Raw genomic sequence first — 17152 nt, forward strand, 5'->3', positions numbered from 1 at the left:
CCATCTGCCCGCGGTTTGGGCCGCACGCCTCTCGATGGTCTGAAAGTTGGGTAGGAACAGACCATTTCTGGTCTGCTCCCCCCTAAAAACCGTACGTGCGCCTTTCAGCGCATACGGCTCAAGTCTTTACGAAGCCCCCCTTGGGGGAGCCGGTTTGTACACTGTTAGTCCACGAGCGTGAAGCTGCTGGTGGCAAATGGGATGCAATAGTACCCGGTTGTCCAGCGAGTCACCACCGCCTTGTGAGCGATAAATGATGTGGTGGTCGTGCCACCCAGTCTCCCTAGATATTGGGCTTTTGCATAGTACGCACAGTCCTTTTTGGGATTGAAATAGATGAAGAATTTGTTTGCGGTACTTCAATTTCCCGAGCATCCGGGACATCCGCAATGCCTCTCCCATTTCCTCCATAGAGGGATCAAACGGATTAAAATCCCCGCTGATCTTCCTGTGCCTCTCAATCGGCGTGGCCTCTAGGGCGTATAACCGAATTGCCTCTTTGCCTCCTGACTCCGTTATGACCGTGGTGGCGAACACCCAGCTTCGACTTTCATAGGTTTGGAAATACTTCTCCCTTACCCAGTCGAGACTTTTGTTTGGATGCCGCCTTTTCGCCCAACGCCAAAGCGCTTGGAATATTTGGTGGTCCATGCGGCTGTACGCCTTCTTGGCGACCACAGGCTGGTGATACAGCGCCCAGCCTCGCAGTATCGGATTAAGCAGGCGGATTAACTCCTCCTGTTTCACCGCTTTGTTAGTACTGATGACTTCTTTTACCTTCCTATAGAACGCTTTCACGTTCTTTTTGGCAGGTTTGATCAGGAGTTTCCCTCCGTATTTGCGGAAATTCCAACCAAGGAAGTCGAAACCTTCATCTATGTGGACGACGTGGGTTTTCTCAAGCGACAGCTGCAATCCTCGCACCGCGAGAAACCGCTCAACCCAAGGTTTGATCTCATTTTCGAGCATCTCTTTCGAGCTACCGGTAATCACAAAATCATCCGCATATCGCACCACGTTAATTTTCAGCTTCTTCGCCTTCGTCACGCCCAGGTGTTGCTTGAGCTGTGATTCCAGTCCATCCAGCACCAAATTCGCCAAGGTGGGCGAGATAATCCCGCCCTGTGGTGTACCGGCATTCGTTGCCTGTAGCTGGCCTTTGTGAATCACTCCAGCTTTCAACCATTTTCGGAGGATTTCTTTGTCCGTTGGGACATTTTCGATCAGCCAGTCATGGTTGATGTGGTCAAAGCAGCCTTTAATGTCCGCTTCCAAGACCCATTGGGCCGAAGCCTTCTTGGATAGACAAACGAACAACTGTCCCATCGCATCAGCCGTGGAGCGCTCGATCCGAAAGCCGTAGCTGTTTGGATCGCCGGTGGTTTCAGCGATAGGCGCCAGGGCTAGCAGGTATAGCGCCTGCATGGCTCTGTCAGTCATGGTTGGAATGCCCAGAGGGCGTTCCTTTCCATTCGACTTCGGGATAAACACACGCCGTAATGGCCGTGGTTTATACCCGTGGCGCTTCAACCCATTTGCCGCCTTCCACTTGGCATCGGGTGTATCCCAGAGCACGCGGTCGACTCCCGCCGTGCGCTTGCCCTGGTTTTCAGTGACTCTCCGTATGGCCAAATATCTGGCCGAACGAGAGCGGGTCAGCATCCGTTGCAGGGCTTTCACCCGGCGCCAATTGCCTTCCCGACAAGCCTTCGCAATCCGAATCTGCATCGCCCGTACGTTCTGCTGCACACGACACCAATCGATGTCATGCCAATGCTGCGGAACGCCAGAAGGCGCAGACCCGGCCAGTTGGCTAGGTACTAACATGCTGCCTTCCTCTCAAGTTTCCCCGAGCAGAAGACGTACGCATCCCCTGACGGGAATGGACGCTCCCGTCAGGAGTGGATGAATAAGAAGCCCATTACTGCCGGACTTCGAAGATGATTGAGACAGGTTTACTCAGCGTTCATGCGATAAAAGACCACGCAGAAGTCTGCCCGGTTTCCCGTGGGGTAATGTTCCAACCCCTATCCGCGCCATTACAGCCCGGCGTTCGCTTTTTCTGCGATCCCATACCCGCACAGCCAATAGATCCCCTTGCGGTTCACCTGCCCGAAGGCAGCCATACGGGCTTACCACGTTCCCTGCCTGTCACACGATTGGTTTAGGGTCTGCCTTTTCACCGGAGGCCTTGTAGCGACGTATTCCCACATCCCACAGGAATATCTGGCCCCATACCTTTTGGTCCATGCCTAACAGCAGTTTTGGCATGTTTATCATTACGGCGTTTATCAGCAGTTCACTTACGTTACCCATGCCAACCAGCCTAGCGTCTCGACCCGGTACTGCTCCGAGCGTCTGTACTTTGCCTCACGGCAAAAGCACACCCTGATGGGGACTACATTGTCGGAAAAGCTTCACACCCCACCGTTACCAGTGACGCATGTTTTCCTAGGCTATCGTTGGTCGCACAACGAGTCCGCTGCTATCTCAGAGCAAGATAGTTGGACAATGACAGACAGAGTTTTCGCTCGTGTCTCCGGTTTGATATGAGCGGGGGACTGCAAGGCAGCACGCTCAAAGAGTATTTCCTCCTGTTTAAGGCAGGAGGAAGGAATCCCTGCGGGGATTCTTCCCGCATGGGTAGGTCGTGAGACCTATGTGGATGCACTATCTGATTAGGAACATGGCAGTAACCATGACGATGGTTGAAACCAGCGTCATCAAGCCGAAGTTCCAGGTCATTCTGTTCAGAGTATCTGAAATGAATTTCCGCATTTCTACCTGAACTGCAGATACATCTGCTTTTTGAGCCAGACGTTTATGCATAACGACCTCATCAGTAGTGAAGTAGGCACTCCCAGTCCGAAAATCGGACCATAGCCGCGCTTCTGAGTGCTAAGCGGCTTTGGGGTTCGCTATTGTCGCCGCAGCGACAACGAGTCCTTCTAAGCAGTGGGACCCCTGGGCTGTTTTGTTTCCCGGATTGGCTACCGGGCTATCGGTTTCCTTGCGGAAAACCCTTGACGATGACGACTCACCGCCAACCTGGAGACACGCTACGCGTGTCGCACAAGATGCGTGATAATAAAGCATGACCCGCTTGACGGCTAGCGCCGTCGGAGACCCTTGTAATGCCCGAGCAAGATCTACGTTTACAACAGCTGAAAGTTTGGCTGGATGAGCAGTTGCCGATCCTTTTCAACGCTCAGGACTGGGGTGTCGTACCTCCGGCCACATTGACCGCGGCCAGCAGCGACGCGAGTTTCAGGCGTTATTTCCGCTGGGAGGGCGGCGGTCGCACGTTCGTCGTCATGGACGCTCCACCGCCCCAGGAAAACTGCAAACCTTTCGTCGATATCGCTGATTTACTCGCGAAATCGGGAATAAATGTGCCAAAAATTTATGCAGAAGATTTGCCGCGCGGCTTTCTTTTGCTTAATGACCTGGGCAGAAAAACCTATCTGGACGTGATTGACGAACAAAACGCCGACGAATTGTTCGCCGATGCCATCGACGCATTGCTGGCTTTTCAGCAATTGCCGATGGACGCACCGCTGCCCAGCTATGACGTCGCCTTGTTGCGCCGTGAGCTGGAATTGTTTCCGCAGTGGTACGTGCGCCGGCATTTGGGTATCGAATTCGACACCCGGCAGCAGGCCTTATGGCAGCGCGTCAGCGATCACCTGATCGACAGTGCCCTGGCCCAGCCCAAAGTGCTGGTGCATCGCGACTATATGCCGCGCAACCTGATGATCAGCGAGCCGAACCCCGGCGTGCTGGATTTCCAGGACGCGGTCTACGGCCCGGTTACCTATGACATCACGTGTCTGTTCAAGGATGCGTTTCTCAGCTGGCCCAAGGCCCGCGTGCGCGAGTGGCAGCGCGGCTACTGGGCGCGTGCCGGCGCGTTGGGCATCCCGGTGCAGACCGATTTCGAGGAGTTCCTGCGAGCCAGCGACCTGATGGGTGTGCAGCGCCACCTCAAAGTCATCGGCATTTTTGCGCGCATCTGCCATCGCGACGGCAAGCCACGTTACCTGGCCGATGTGCCGCGTTTCTTTGCTTATATAGAAGCGGTACTGGCCGACCGGCCTGAGCTGGACGAGTTGGGTGAGTTGCTCGCCAGCCTGCGTGAACCGACCGAGGTGCGCGTATGAAGGCCATGATCCTGGCCGCCGGCAAAGGTGAGCGGATGCGTCCGCTCACGTTGCACACGCCCAAACCGCTGGTGGAGGCGGGCGGCAAGCGTTTGATCGAGTATCACCTGGAGGCGCTGGCCAGGGCCGGCTTCACCGATATCGTGATCAACCATGCCTGGCTCGGCCAGCAGATTGAAAGCTATCTGGGTGATGGTGCGCAGTTTGGCTTGCGCATTCAGTATTCAGCCGAGGGCGAGCCACTGGAAACCGGCGGCGGGATTTTCAAGGCTTTGCCGCTGCTGGGCGACGAGCCTTTCCTGTTGGTCAACGGCGATATCTGGACGGACTTCGATTTTGCCAGTCTGCACAACAAGGCGCTGGAAGGGCTTGCCCACTTGGTCATGGTCGACATGCCTGCCCATGCGCCAACGGGAGGCGACTTTTATTTGGACAACGGTCTGCTTCATGATGCCGCGCCCGGTGCCGATAACCTGACCTTCAGTGGCATTTCAGTGCTCGACCCGCAGTTGTTCGCGGGCTGCAGCGCTGGTGCCTTCAAACTGGCGCCGCTGTTGCGGGAGGCCATGGCCAAAGGTCTGGTAACGGGAGAGCACATGACAGGACGCTGGATTGATGTCGGCACGCTGGAGCGTCTGGCGCAGGTTGAAACTTTGCTGACTGCGGAGCAATAAGATGTTGTGGCCAGGGACACTGATCGGTGCCGGGGCTGGCTTTGCCATTGCCAGTATTCCGGGGGCCTTGTTGGGCGCGTTACTGGGGCAGGCACTGGATCGCCGCCTGCAGTTGCACAGTTGGGCGCAATTGCGCGAGCGCCTGGGCGGGCGCCCGGCATTGCGCAACGACGAATTGCTGTTTGTGTTGTTGGGGCGCCTGGCCAAGAGTAATGGCCGGGTGATGGCTGGGCATATCCAGCAAGCGCGTCAGGAAATGCGCTCACTGGACATGAGCGAACCGGCCCAGCGTCGGGCGATTACCGCGTTCAATCGTGGCAAGTCGGGATCCGACCGGGTGCGCAATTATCTGCGCGTACTCAAAGCCCAACCCCATGCGGCAGAAGGTGTGTTGCGTGCATGCTGGCGCATGGCGTGGGCGGACGGCAGGGCCGATGACGCCGAACGCGACCTGATTGACCTGTGGGGCAAGTGGCTGGGGTGGACGCCGCAACAACTGCAGGCGCTGGCGTCTGATTACGCCCCCGAACGCAAGCCATTGGCCAATCGTGGCGGGGCGTATCAGGAGGCGCTGCGGATTCTGGGGGTGACCTCCACCAGCGAACCGGCGGCGATCAAGCGTGCCTATCGCCGCCTGCTCAGCCGCCATCACCCGGACAAGATCGCCGGCACGGGAGCAAGCCTGGCGCAAGTGCGTGAGGCCACCGAACGTACCCGCGAGCTGCACAATGCTTATGCGTTGATTCGTGAACGGCGGGACTTCAGGTAGCCACCTCACTTTGGAAGTGACAACCCAATCAGTGTGGGAGCAGGCAAGCCAGCTCCCACAGTTGATCGGGTGACCAGGCTGGATCAGTTGGAGGCCGGCTCCGGGCTCAACCACCCACGAACCCGCCGATACAGCTGCTCTTGCTCAGCCGCACTGTTGCCCGGCAGAGTCTTGAGCGACACCTGTTTATAGCCGTCATTCTTCCCCCGCTTGGCGGCCTGCATACGTTCCCGGGCGTTTTTGCGCTCTTGGGCGCCGTCCTGGTAGTACACATCCGCCGTCGGCACTTTCAGCGCCGGCGCCAGTTTTTGCAGGTCCGGCTGCCTGGCCGCCGGCGTCTTGCCGGCCACCATCACCAACTTCTGCACTTGGGACGGCTGTTTCTCGCTCAGGTAGCGCGCGGCCCACCAGGCGCCGGTGCCGTGGCCGAGCAGCACCACGCTGCGCGCGCTTTGGGTTTGGGCAAAGGCAACGGCGGCGTCGATGCGATCAAAGATGCGCTTGGCGTCGGTCTTGTCCTGTTCATCAGCCCCCGGCACCACCGCCGGGTCAGTGCCTTCGGCTTCGGCGCTGGCGGCTTGTTCGATCGGTTTGGCGGCCGTGCTGCCGTCTTTGCTGCTGGTGTCGACCGCTGTTTTGGGCGACTCCATGACCCGAGGCGGCAAGGTGTCGAGGTTCACATCCGGCAACGACAGGCTCAGGGTGCCCCAGTCGGCATCGGGTAACTTGCGTCGCAGCGGCGCGATTGCTTGTGGCCAATCGGCGCTTTCTCCGGCGCCCGGCACAATAATCACCACACCTTCAGGCTCGGCGCTGTTGGCCGGTTTCCACAGGGCCAGGAATGAATCGCTGCCGGCCTGCAATTGTTGCTGTTCCTGTGCCGGCAGTTGACGCTCCAGGGCGCTGGCTTCTTCCTGGCTGCGCTCGGGCAGCGGTTGGCGTTCAGCCGGTTTTTCGGCGGTGGGCGCAGGCGTGTCGGCGGCTTGAACAGAAAAGGCGCTGGTAAATAGCAGCGATAGGCACAATGCTGGCAGTGCCGAACGGTGGGTAAAGGGCATCGTTAATTCCCGGCCGGAAGTGATTCCAGCAGCCTAATGGGTTGGTCAGTGTTTGTCAGTGATGTGAGACGTGGATCATGGGTTTTCGCTGTCTGCTGGTTATCGGCTGTGTGTGCTTTGCCTTGATGGCGAATGCCGCGCCTGCGCCTGTCGCGCCGCAGGCGCAGCTCAATGCTCAGCAGCGTGAGTGGCTGGCGCAGCACCCACAGTTGCGCGTGGGCGTGGTATTGCAAGCACCGTACGCCCAATACGACCGGCGCCTGCAGCGCTTGTCCGGGGCGAATGTCGAATTGATGCAATGGCTGGCCAAAGCACTGAATATCGACCTGACCTGGCGCAATTTCCCCAGCCAGGAGCAACTGGAAGCCGCCGTGCGCGATGGCGAGGTGGATATCGCCCCGGGCCTGCAGCAAACCCCGGCCGGCTTGCGTCTGTGGTTATTCAGCGACCCTTATATGCGCGTGCCTCAGCATATCGTCGGCATTCGCGAGGGCGGCGGCGCGGTGGAGCTGGAAAAGCTTGACGAGCTGTCCCGCGTCGCCGTGCGCATGCCCAGCGCTGTCGCCGATTACCTGCGCAGCAATTACCCCAACCTCAACCTGCAAGGCGTGCCCCTGGAGCGCCAGGCCCTGCAATTGTTGGTGAGCCAGCAGGCGCGTTATGCCGTGGTGGATGAGGCGCAATTGAGCCGATTGTCCGGTGAGGCGGAGTTTGCCGGGCTGGCGGTGGTCGGCGATATCGGCCTGCCGCAATTGCTGCGTGTGGCCACCCGCCGTGAGTGGCCGGAACTGGCGAGCATCATGCAAAGTGCCTTGCGCGCGATACCCGCCCGCGACCTCGACCAATTGCACAGCCGCTGGCTGCAACCCCAATACCCACGGCTGACGGAGTCGCCGGGCCTGTGGCAAAACCTCAGCCTGCTCTTGACGATGTTCCTGCTCGCCAGCCTCGCCGTGGTGGTTTGGCAGCGCCGTCACCAGCGAGTGCTGGAACACAGCTTACTGGCCGCCCGGGAAGAAAGCGCCGCGCGTGCGGCCGGTGCCGAAGCGTTGCGGCTGACGCAGTTCTCCATCGATCAAAGTACGGTCGGCATTCTTTGGGTCAATTGGGACAGCCACGTGCGTTACGCCAACCGCGCCGCCGAGACCATGCTGGGCTACGCCGCCGGCGCGCTGATCGAGCGACCGCTGATCGATTTTGACCCGACCTTGAATATGGACCGCTGGCTTGACGTGTGGAAGCGTGCGCGTGCCAGCGAAGAGGGCCCGCAGACCTTCGCCGCCGATTGCGTGCGCGCTGACGGCAGCATCTTGCCGGCGGATGTGTCGTTGAGCTTCCTGCGCTTTGCCGAGGGCGAATACCTGGTGGTTTATCTCAACGACGTCACCGAGCGCCGTCGTTACGTGGCCGCCTTGCAGCAAAGCGAAACACAGTTGCGCGAGCTGTCTGCCCACCTGGAAACCGTGCGCGAAGAGGAAAAGGCGCGTATCGCCCGTGAAGTGCATGACGAGTTGGGGCAGATGCTCACGGTGCTCAAGCTGGAGACGTCGATGTGCGAACTGGCCTATGCGCAATTGGACCCGGGCTTGACCGAGCGCCTGAACAGCATGAAACGCCTGATCGCCCAGTTGTTCCAGCTTGTCCGGGATGTGGCGACCGCGCTACGCCCACCGATTCTCGACGCCGGCATCGCCTCGGCGATTGAATGGCAAGCCCGCCGCTTCGAAGCGCGCACGCACATTCCCTGCCTGGTACAAGTCCCGGATAACCTGCCGGCCCTCAGCGATGCCAAGGCTATTGGCCTGTTCCGTATCCTGCAGGAGGCGCTGACCAATGTGATGCGTCATGCCCAGGCGCATACTGTCGAACTGACCCTGACGGTGGAAAGCGCCGACTTGCGGCTGACCATCAGCGATGACGGCGTCGGTTTCGTCGAGAACCCAGGCCGCCCGGTGTCCTTTGGCGTAGTCGGCATGCGTGAGCGGGTGCTGATGATGGGCGGGCAATTGAGCCTGCACAGCGAGCTGGGGGAGGGCACCACGTTGAGTGTCACGGTGCCGTTGGATGCATAACGATAGGAGCAAGCCCCTGTGATTCGCGTATTGGTAGCCGAAGACCACACCATTGTTCGTGAAGGCATCAAGCAATTGATTGGCCTGGCCAAAGACCTGCTGGTGGTCGGCGAGGCCAGCAATGGCGAGCAGTTGCTGGAGACCTTGCGCCATATCGCCTGTGAGGTGGTGTTGCTGGATATCTCGATGCCGGGCGTCAATGGCCTGGAAGCGATTGCGCGCATCCGTGCATTGAGTAACCCGCCCGCGATTCTGGTGCTGTCGATGCACGATGAAGCGCAAATGGCTGCCCGCGCCCTGAAAGTCGGGGCGGCGGGGTATGCCACCAAGGACAGTGACCCGGCGCTGTTACTGACGGCGATTCGCAAGGTGGCGGCGGGCGGGCGTTACATCGACCCGGACTTGGCGGACCGCATGGTCTTTGAGGTCGGCCTCACCGATACGCGGCCGTTGCATTCATTACTGTCGGAGCGCGAGTTCTCGGTGTTCGAGCGCCTGGCCCAGGGCGCCAACGTCAATGACATCGCCCAGCAACTGGCGCTGAGCAGCAAGACCATCAGCACTCACAAGGCGCGGTTGATGCAAAAGCTCCATATCACGTCACTGGCTGAATTGGTGAAGTACGCCATGGAACACAAACTCTTGTAACCCCCTCGATCGTTCCCACGCTCCGCGTGGTAACGCCTCTTGTGACGCTCTGCGTCACGCTTTGGGACGCAGAGCGTCCTGGGCTGCATTCCCACGCGGAGCGAGGGAACGATCAAGCCGGGCTCCTCCAGGTGCGCGTATCTGTTTACGACATAGGCTTTGCCGGCAGACGCTGACGATTGCCGCCGCACTGTTCTCTGCCCGCCATCGGTGTAGGGCAATCCCTACCCCCAACCTTCCATCCGGCTGATGTGATTCTCTCCTGGCTCCCGATTTCCGGGGGCTCGCGCCTGGACTACGCTTTGTGCCACAGCAGTCCAAAACAAAAGGTGCGGGTATGAGCGAGGTGGATTCAAATGATGTGCTGGTCAGCTTTCGTGGCGTGCAGAAGAGCTACGACGGCGAGAACCTGATCGTCAAAGACCTCAACCTGGAGATTCGCAAGGGCGAGTTCCTCACCCTGCTCGGGCCGTCCGGTTCGGGCAAGACCACCAGCCTGATGATGCTCGCCGGTTTCGAGACGCCGACCGCCGGGGAAATTTTGCTCGCCGGACGCGCTATCAACAATGTGCCGCCGCACAAGCGCGACATCGGCATGGTGTTCCAGAACTACGCGCTGTTCCCGCACATGACGGTGGCAGAGAACCTGGCATTCCCCTTGTCGGTGCGCGGCTTGAGCAAGACCGATATCAGCGAGCGGGTCAAACGCGTGCTGAGCATGGTCCAGCTGGATGCCTTCGCCCAGCGTTACCCGGCGCAACTCTCCGGCGGCCAGCAACAGCGCGTGGCCTTGGCCCGGGCGCTGGTGTTCGAACCGCAACTGGTGTTGATGGACGAGCCCCTCGGCGCTCTCGATAAACAACTGCGCGAACACATGCAGATGGAGATCAAGCACCTGCACCAGCGTCTCGGCGTGACCGTGGTGTACGTGACCCACGACCAGGGCGAAGCCTTGACCATGTCCGACCGCGTGGCGGTATTCCATCAGGGCGAGATCCAGCAGATCGCCGCGCCGCGCACCCTGTACGAAGAGCCAAAAAACACCTTCGTTGCCAACTTCATCGGCGAGAACAACCGACTCAATGGCCGCCTGCACAGCCACACCGGCGAGCGCTGTGTGGTGGAGTTAGCGCGCGGTGAAAAGGTTGAGGCACTGGCAGTGAATGTCGGCCAGCTCGGCGGCCCGGTGACCCTGTCAGTACGCCCGGAGCGCGTCAGCCTCAATGGCTCCAGTGAATCCTGCGTCAACCGCTTCTCTGGGCGGGTGGCGGAATTTATCTACCTGGGCGACCACGTGCGTGTGCGCCTGGAAGTCTGCGGCAAGGCCGATTTTTTTGTGAAACAACCGATCGCTGAGCTGGACACAGCGCTTGCGGTCGGCGACGTGGTACCGATTGGCTGGCAAGTCGAGCACGTTCGCGCACTCGACCCACTTCTAGAGGCGAATTAATCGCCCCATGGCTTCACCAACCCTGCACGTGGAGAGAACAACAATGTTGAGATCCCTTAAATATTCCGCCCTGGCCATCGGCTTGATGGGCGCGACACAGGTCATGGCAGGCCCGGACCTGACGGTCGTATCCTTCGGCGGCGCGAACAAGGCGGCTCAGGTCAAAGCCTTTTACGCACCGTGGGAAAGCGCGGGCAATGGCAAGATCGTTGCCGGTGAGTACAACGGCGAAATGGCCAAGGTCAAAGCCATGGTCGATACCAAGAGCGTGTCGTGGGACTTGGTGGAAGTGGAGTCGCCGGAACTGTCCCGTGGCTGTGACGAAGACATGTTCGAACCGCTCGACCCGAAACTGTTCGGCAACAGCGCCGATTATGTCAAAGGCGCGATTCAGCCCTGCGGTGTGGGCTTTTTTGTGTGGTCCACTGTGCTTGCGTACAACGCCGACAAGCTGACCACTGCACCGACCAGTTGGGCGGATTTCTGGGATACCAAGAAATTCCCAGGCAAGCGCGGCCTACGCAAAGGCGCCAAGTACACCCTGGAATTCGCTTTGATGGCGGACGGCGTGGCCCCCAAAGACGTGTACAAAGTGCTGGCTGGCAAAGACGGCCAGGATCGCGCGTTCAAGAAACTCGACGAACTCAAACCGTCGATCCAGTGGTGGGAAGCCGGCGCACAACCGCCGCAGTACCTGGCCTCGGGTGATGTGGTCATGAGCTCGGCCTACAACGGCCGCATTGCTGCCGTGCAAAAAGAAAGCAACCTGAAAGTGGTGTGGAACGGCGGCATCTACGACTTTGACGCCTGGGCCATCCCTAAAGGCCTGGCCAAGGATCGCGCCGAAGCAGCGAAGAAGTTCATCGCTTTCTCGGTGCAGCCGCAACAGCAGAAGATCTACTCGGAAAACATCGCCTACGGCCCGGCCAATACCCAGGCCGTACCGTTGTTGGCCAAGGATGTGCTGAAAGACATGCCGACCACGCCGGAGAACATCGCCAACCAGGTGCAAATCGATGTGAGCTTCTGGGCGGATAACGGCGAGCAGCTCGAGCAGCGCTTCAATTCCTGGGCGGCCAAGTAACCAGCCACACCGCTAAATCCTTGTGCGAACCGGTAAGTGTGGGAGCGGGCTTGCTCGCGAATACGGTGGATCAGTCTCTTCATGTGCTGACTGTCACACCGCATTCGCGAGCAAGCCCGCTCCCACACAACCCCGCTCCCATTTGGGACCTGTTGTGTTGGGCAGAGCGCATTCATTTTTAAGTTCCGGAGTTTGCCATGGTTATCGCCATTCCCAGCCCCACCCTCAAGCAGCGCCTGGCGCGTGCCGAGCGGCTCAATCGTTGGAAGGCCCAGGCCTTGATTGCGCCGCTGGTGCTGTTTTTGCTGCTGGTGTTTCTGGTGCCGATTGTTGCGCTGCTCTACAAAAGCGTCGGCAACCCGGAAGTGGTGGCCGGTTTGCCGCGTACCGTGGTGGCGGTCAAGGCCTGGGACGGTCGCGGCCTGCCGGGTGAACCGGTGTATCAGGCGCTCAGCGAAGACCTGGGTGAAGCACGTAAAAACCAGACCCTGGGCGACTTGTCCAAACGCTTGAACATGGAGCTGGCCGGCTACCGCAGCCTGTTGACCAAAACCGCGCGGGCGCTGCCGTTTGCCGAAGCGCCCGGCTCTTATAAGGACGCGCTGGAAAGCCTCGATGAACGCTGGGGCGACCCGGCGTACTGGCAGGCGATCCGGCGTAATACCAGCAGCCTCACGCCGTACTACCTGCTGGCGGCCGTCGATCACCGTATCAATGACCTTGGCGAAGTGGCCCCGGCCACACCCGACCAGGCCATCTACCTGGACATCTTTGCCCGCACGTTCTGGATGGGCTTGGTGATTACCTTCATCTGCCTGCTGCTGGCCTATCCGTTGGCCTACTTGTTGGCCAACCTGCCGGCACGCAAAAGTAACCTGTTGATGATTCTGGTATTGCTGCCGTTCTGGACCTCAATCCTGGTAAGGGTGGCGGCATGGATTGTATTGCTGCAGTCCGGTGGGCTGATCAACAGCGCATTGATGGGCATGGGCCTGATCGATAAACCCATGGAGCTGGTGTTTAACCGCACCGGCGTTTACATCTCGATGGTGCACATTCTGTTGCCGTTCATGATTTTGCCGATCTACAGCGTGATGAAAGGCATCTCGCCCACGTATATGCGCGCGGCGATTTCCCTGGGGTGCCACCCGTTTGCCAGTTTTTGGCGCGTGTACTTCCCGCAGACCTACGCCGGCGTCGGCGCCGGTTGCCTGCTGGTGTTTATCCTGGCGATTGGTTACTACATCACCCCGGCGCTGCTCGGCAGCCCGAACGACCAGATGGTCAGCTACTTCGTCGCGTTCTACACCAACACCAGCATCAATTGGGGGATGGCCACGGCGTTGGGCGGCTTGCTGCTGCTGGCGACCGTCGTGCTGTACCTGATCTACAACCGTCTGGTCGGCGCCAGTCGCCTGCGCCTGAGCTGAGGAGAGTTGGCGATGCTGAGCCCTTATATGTCACCCGTGGAGCGTGTGTGGTTCTACAGCTTGCGGATTCTGTGTGGCTTGATCCTGTTGTTCCTGATCTTGCCGGTGCTGGTGATTATCCCGCTGTCGTTCAACAGCGGCAGTTTCCTGGTGTACCCGCTGCAAGGCTTCTCGTTGCACTGGTATCAAGACTTCTTCGCCTCCGCCGAGTGGATGCGTGCATTGAAGAACAGCATCATTGTGGCCCCGGCGGCCACGGTGCTGGCGATGGTGTTCGGGACGTTGGCGGCGATTGGCCTGACGCGCGGCAACTTCCCCGGCAAGGCGTTGGTCATGGCCCTGGTGATTTCGCCGATGGTGGTGCCTGTGGTGATCATCGGCGTGGCCAGCTATCTGTTCTTTGCGCCACTAGGGTTGGGCAACAGCTTCCTCTCGCTGATTGTGGTGCATGCCGTGCTGGGTGTGCCGTTTGTGATCATCACCGTGTCGGCAACATTGCAGGGCTTCAACCACAACCTGGTGCGGGCGGCGGCCAGCCTGGGCGCCTCGCCGTTGACCGCGTTTCGCCGTGTCACCTTGCCGTTGATCGCGCCGGGGGTGATCTCCGGGGCGCTGTTTGCCTTCTCGACGTCTTTCGATGAAGTGGTCGTGACGCTGTTTCTCGCCGGCCCCGAGCAAGCGACTTTGCCGCGCCAGATGTTCAGCGGCATCCGCGAAAATTTAAGCCCGACGATTGCTGCAGCGGCAACCTTGCTGATTGCGTTCTCGGTGCTGCTGTTACTGACCCTTGAGTGGCTGCGAGGCCGCAGCGAGAAACTGCGCACCGCGCAAGTCTAAAGCCAAGTGGAGATCAAACCTGTGGCAGCGGGCTTGCTCGCGAATGCGGAGTGTCAGCCACTGAATGTTTAACTGATGCACCGCATTCGCGAGCAAGCCCGCTCCCACACTGGATCTGTGCCCATTCAGTGCGTGAATGCTGGGCAACCTGAAATACCCGGCTATTCTTGTGCCAGCCCATCATTAATAAGAGGCCGCGCACATGAGTACTTCCTCATTCAAGATCGCCCACAAACTGCTGACCGGCGCTGGCGCGATCGAACAACTGGCCGCCGAGCTCACGCGCCTGGATGTGGATAACCCGCTGATCGTCACCGATGCCGCGCTGGTCAAGTCCGGCACCGTGGCGCTGGCGCTTGCACACCTGGGTGAGCGCACTTATGAGATTTTCGATCGCGTGCTGCCCGACCCGGAAATCGCCATCGTCGAGGACTGCATGCGCGTGTACCGCGAGGGCGGGCATGACGGCCTGATCGGCGTGGGCGGCGGCAGTGCCATCGACATTGCCAAGAGTGTTGCGGCCTATGCCGGTTACCACGGCGCGCTGGCGGACTTGTTCGGCGTCGACCAGGTGCCGCGCAAAGGCCCGCCGCTGATCGCGATCCCGACCACGGCCGGCACCGGTTCGGAGGTGACCAATGTGGCGATTCTCTCCGACAAGGCCGCACAACTGAAAAAAGGCATCGTCAGCGATTACTTATTGCCGGATGTTGCGCTGATCAGCCCGCAAATGACCCTGACCTGCCCGCGCAGTGTCACCGCCGCCAGTGGCGTGGATGCGCTGGTGCATGCCATCGAGTCCTACCTGTCGCTGAATGCCTCGCCGATCACTGACGCGCTGGCCATCGGCGCGATCAAGCTGATTGCCAATGCGCTGCCCAAGGCCTACGCCAACCCGGCCAACCTGCAGGCCCGCGATGATATGGCCACCGCCAGCCTGATGGCCGGCATGGCGTTCGGCAATGCCGGCGTCGGCGCAGTGCATGCCTTGGCGTACCCGCTGGGCGGGCGATTCAATATTGCTCACGGCGTGAGCAATGCGCTCTTGCTGCCTTACGTGATGCACTGGAACAAACTGGCTTGCGTGGAGCGCATGCAGGACATTGCCCAAGCCATGGGCGTGAATACCGCCGGGCTCAGCCTCAACGACGCCGCCGACCAGGCGGTCGAGGCGATGACGCGGCTGTGTGCCGCCGTGGAAATCCCGGCAGGGCTGCGCAGCTTTGGTGTGCCGGAAGACGCGATCCCCGCCATGGCGACGGAAGCGGCGGGTATCGAGCGCCTGATGCGCAACAACCCGCGCAAGCTCAGCGCGGCGGATATCGAGAAAATCTACCGGGCGGCTTACTGACCATTGAGTTAGGTCACGGTGTGCTGGGTAAAGCATGAGGTATACAATGCGCGCCATCGTGATTTAGCTCAAAAAGGTGCGTCATGCAGCCCTTCGTTATCGCTCCATCGATTCTCTCCGCCGACTTCGCCCGCCTGGGTGAGGAAGTGGACAAGGTATTGGCCGCCGGTGCCGACTTCGTGCACTTCGATGTCATGGACAACCACTATGTGCCCAACCTGACCATCGGCCCGATGGTCTGCGCGGCGCTGCGCAAGTACGGCATCACTGCGCCGATCGATGCGCACCTGATGGTCAGCCCGGTGGATCGCATCGTCGGTGACTTCATCGAGGCCGGCGCCACCTACATCACCTTCCACCCGGAAGCCACGCTGCACGTCGACCGCACCCTGCAGCTGATCCGCGAAGGCGGTTGCAAGGCCGGCCTGGTGTTCAACCCGGCCACGCCGTTGAGTGTGCTTGAGTACGTGATGGACAAGGTCGACATGGTCTTGCTGATGAGCGTCAACCCAGGCTTCGGCGGGCAGAAGTTCATTCCCGGTACGCTGAACAAGCTGCGCGAAGCCCGCGCGCTGATCGATGCGTCGGGCCGTGATATCCGCCTGGAAATCGACGGTGGGGTTAACGTCAACAATATCCGCGAAATCGCCGCCGCCGGCGCTGACACCTTTGTGGCCGGCTCGGCGATCTTCAACGCCCCCAACTACCAGGAAGTCATCGACAAGATGCGGGCCGAACTGGCGCTGGCGCGTCCATGAGCGGTTTTGAGCAGCTGTTCCCCGGCAAACTGCCACGGCTGGTGATGTTCGATCTGGACGGTACGTTGATCGATTCGGTGCCAGACCTGGCGGCGGCGGTGGATGAGATGCTGCTCAAGCTGGGGCGCAAGCCGGCGGGCATTGAATCGGTACGTGAGTGGGTCGGCAATGGCGCGCAGATGCTGGTGCGCCGAGCCCTGGCCAACCACATCGATGCCGAAGGTGTGGATGAGGTCGAGGCCGAGCACGCCCTGGAACTGTTCAATGTTGCCTATGAAAGCAGTCATGAACTGACCGTGGTTTACCCCGGCGTGCGCGACACGCTCAAGTGGCTGCACAAGCAAGGCGTGGAGATGGCACTGATCACCAACAAGCCGGAACGTTTTGTCGCGCCGCTGTTGGACCAGATGAAAATCGGCCGGTATTTCCGCTGGATCATCGGCGGCGACACCTTGCCGCAGAAAAAGCCTGACCCGGCGGCGCTGTTCTTTGTGATGAAAATGGCCAATATTCCGGCTTCGCAATCGTTGTTTGTCGGCGATTCGCGCAGTGATGTGCTGGCCGCCAAAGCTGCTGGCGTGCAGTGTGTGGCGCTGAGCTACGGCTACAATCACGGCCGACCGATCGCCGAGGAATCGCCGGCGCTGGTGATTGATGATCTGCGACTGTTAATCCCCGGTTGCTTGGGAGCGGGCGCTGAGATAACGTTGCCCGACATCGAATCAACCCCTTCTGGAAATTCCATCGTGGTGGTCACTCGCAAACTCTGGATGAAAGTCATCAAGGCCCTGGCCCGCTGGCGTTGGCGCGCCTGACTGATCCTGGCCGCGCTGCGGCACGTTTGCACACCTGACCGTTTGA

General features: G+C 59.9%; 15 protein-coding genes. 12 read left to right on the forward strand and 3 right to left on the reverse strand.

Translation table 11 applies throughout. The features are described 5' to 3' along the window. Positions 1-126: 126 nt before the first annotated feature. Together ltrA and BLV67_RS33060 are read right to left on the reverse strand one after the other, a co-directional pair. On the reverse strand, positions 127-1827 hold the full coding sequence (gene ltrA, locus BLV67_RS30625; RefSeq protein ID WP_047542625.1) for a group II intron reverse transcriptase/maturase: 1701 nt from the start codon (positions 1825-1827) through the stop codon (positions 127-129). Between the two features lie 843 nt (positions 1828-2670). Beyond that, positions 2671-2829: a hypothetical protein gene (locus BLV67_RS33060; protein ID WP_159440257.1), complete on the reverse strand. Its 159-nt coding sequence runs from the start codon at positions 2827-2829 to the stop codon at positions 2671-2673. Positions 2830-3134: 305 nt separating this feature from the next. Here BLV67_RS33060 and BLV67_RS30630 point away from each other — a divergent pair, with 305 nt between their 5' ends. The 3 genes from BLV67_RS30630 to BLV67_RS30640 are packed head-to-tail and all read left to right on the forward strand — an operon-like array spanning position 3135 to position 5603. After that, a complete protein-coding gene (locus BLV67_RS30630) occupies positions 3135-4160 on the forward strand; it encodes an aminoglycoside phosphotransferase family protein (protein ID WP_065929383.1) in 1026 nt (341 codons plus the stop codon). Continuing rightward, the gene (gene murU / locus BLV67_RS30635; RefSeq protein WP_068932279.1) at positions 4157-4834 is read left to right on the forward strand and encodes an N-acetylmuramate alpha-1-phosphate uridylyltransferase MurU; all 678 of its coding nucleotides are present in this window, start codon (positions 4157-4159) and stop codon (positions 4832-4834) included. The genes BLV67_RS30630 and murU overlap by 4 nt, the downstream gene beginning before the upstream one ends. 1 nt (position 4835) lies before the next feature. Further along, the gene (locus tag BLV67_RS30640; protein ID WP_068932280.1) at positions 4836-5603 is read left to right on the forward strand and encodes a TerB family tellurite resistance protein; all 768 of its coding nucleotides are present in this window, start codon (positions 4836-4838) and stop codon (positions 5601-5603) included. A gap of 83 nt (positions 5604-5686) precedes the next feature. On the opposite strand, the gene BLV67_RS30645 is transcribed toward BLV67_RS30640, so the two are convergent. Next, on the reverse strand, positions 5687-6661 hold the full coding sequence (locus tag BLV67_RS30645; protein WP_069786293.1) for an alpha/beta hydrolase family protein: 975 nt from the start codon (positions 6659-6661) through the stop codon (positions 5687-5689). Between the two features lie 77 nt (positions 6662-6738). Here BLV67_RS30645 and BLV67_RS30650 point away from each other — a divergent pair, with 77 nt between their 5' ends. The 9 genes from BLV67_RS30650 to BLV67_RS30690 all read left to right on the forward strand — a co-directional run bounded on the left by BLV67_RS30650 (position 6739) and on the right by BLV67_RS30690 (position 17106). Continuing rightward, positions 6739-8733, forward strand: coding sequence for a PAS domain-containing sensor histidine kinase (locus BLV67_RS30650; RefSeq protein WP_069786292.1), 1995 nt, complete (start codon positions 6739-6741; stop codon positions 8731-8733). A gap of 18 nt (positions 8734-8751) precedes the next feature. After that, on the forward strand, positions 8752-9381 hold the full coding sequence (locus tag BLV67_RS30655; RefSeq protein ID WP_017138071.1) for a response regulator: 630 nt from the start codon (positions 8752-8754) through the stop codon (positions 9379-9381). A gap of 337 nt (positions 9382-9718) precedes the next feature. Further along, positions 9719-10831: an ABC transporter ATP-binding protein gene (locus BLV67_RS30660; RefSeq protein ID WP_065929377.1), complete on the forward strand. Its 1113-nt coding sequence runs from the start codon at positions 9719-9721 to the stop codon at positions 10829-10831. A 43-nt stretch (positions 10832-10874) separates the two neighbouring features. Next, entirely contained in the window at positions 10875-11915 is a 1041-nt protein-coding gene (locus BLV67_RS30665; RefSeq protein ID WP_065929376.1) for an ABC transporter substrate-binding protein, read from the forward strand. Between the two features lie 197 nt (positions 11916-12112). Then, positions 12113-13345: an ABC transporter permease gene (locus BLV67_RS30670; protein WP_068931464.1), complete on the forward strand. Its 1233-nt coding sequence runs from the start codon at positions 12113-12115 to the stop codon at positions 13343-13345. 12 nt (positions 13346-13357) lie between these two features. Continuing rightward, complete coding sequence (locus BLV67_RS30675; RefSeq protein WP_017138075.1) at positions 13358-14182, forward strand: ABC transporter permease; 825 nt, start codon at positions 13358-13360, stop codon at positions 14180-14182. A gap of 202 nt (positions 14183-14384) precedes the next feature. Further along, the gene (locus tag BLV67_RS30680; RefSeq protein WP_069786291.1) at positions 14385-15533 is read left to right on the forward strand and encodes an iron-containing alcohol dehydrogenase; all 1149 of its coding nucleotides are present in this window, start codon (positions 14385-14387) and stop codon (positions 15531-15533) included. 83 nt (positions 15534-15616) lie between these two features. Beyond that, positions 15617-16291, forward strand: a complete 675-nt coding sequence (gene rpe / locus BLV67_RS30685) for a ribulose-phosphate 3-epimerase (RefSeq protein WP_017138077.1) — start codon at positions 15617-15619, stop codon at positions 16289-16291. Continuing rightward, a complete protein-coding gene (locus BLV67_RS30690) occupies positions 16288-17106 on the forward strand; it encodes a phosphoglycolate phosphatase (protein WP_068931558.1) in 819 nt (272 codons plus the stop codon). Before rpe ends, BLV67_RS30690 begins: the two co-directional genes overlap by 4 nt. Positions 17107-17152 lie beyond the last annotated feature (46 nt).

It is taken from the genome of Pseudomonas salomonii, assembly GCF_900107155.1.
Classification (GTDB): Bacteria; Pseudomonadota; Gammaproteobacteria; order Pseudomonadales; family Pseudomonadaceae; genus Aquipseudomonas; species Aquipseudomonas salomonii.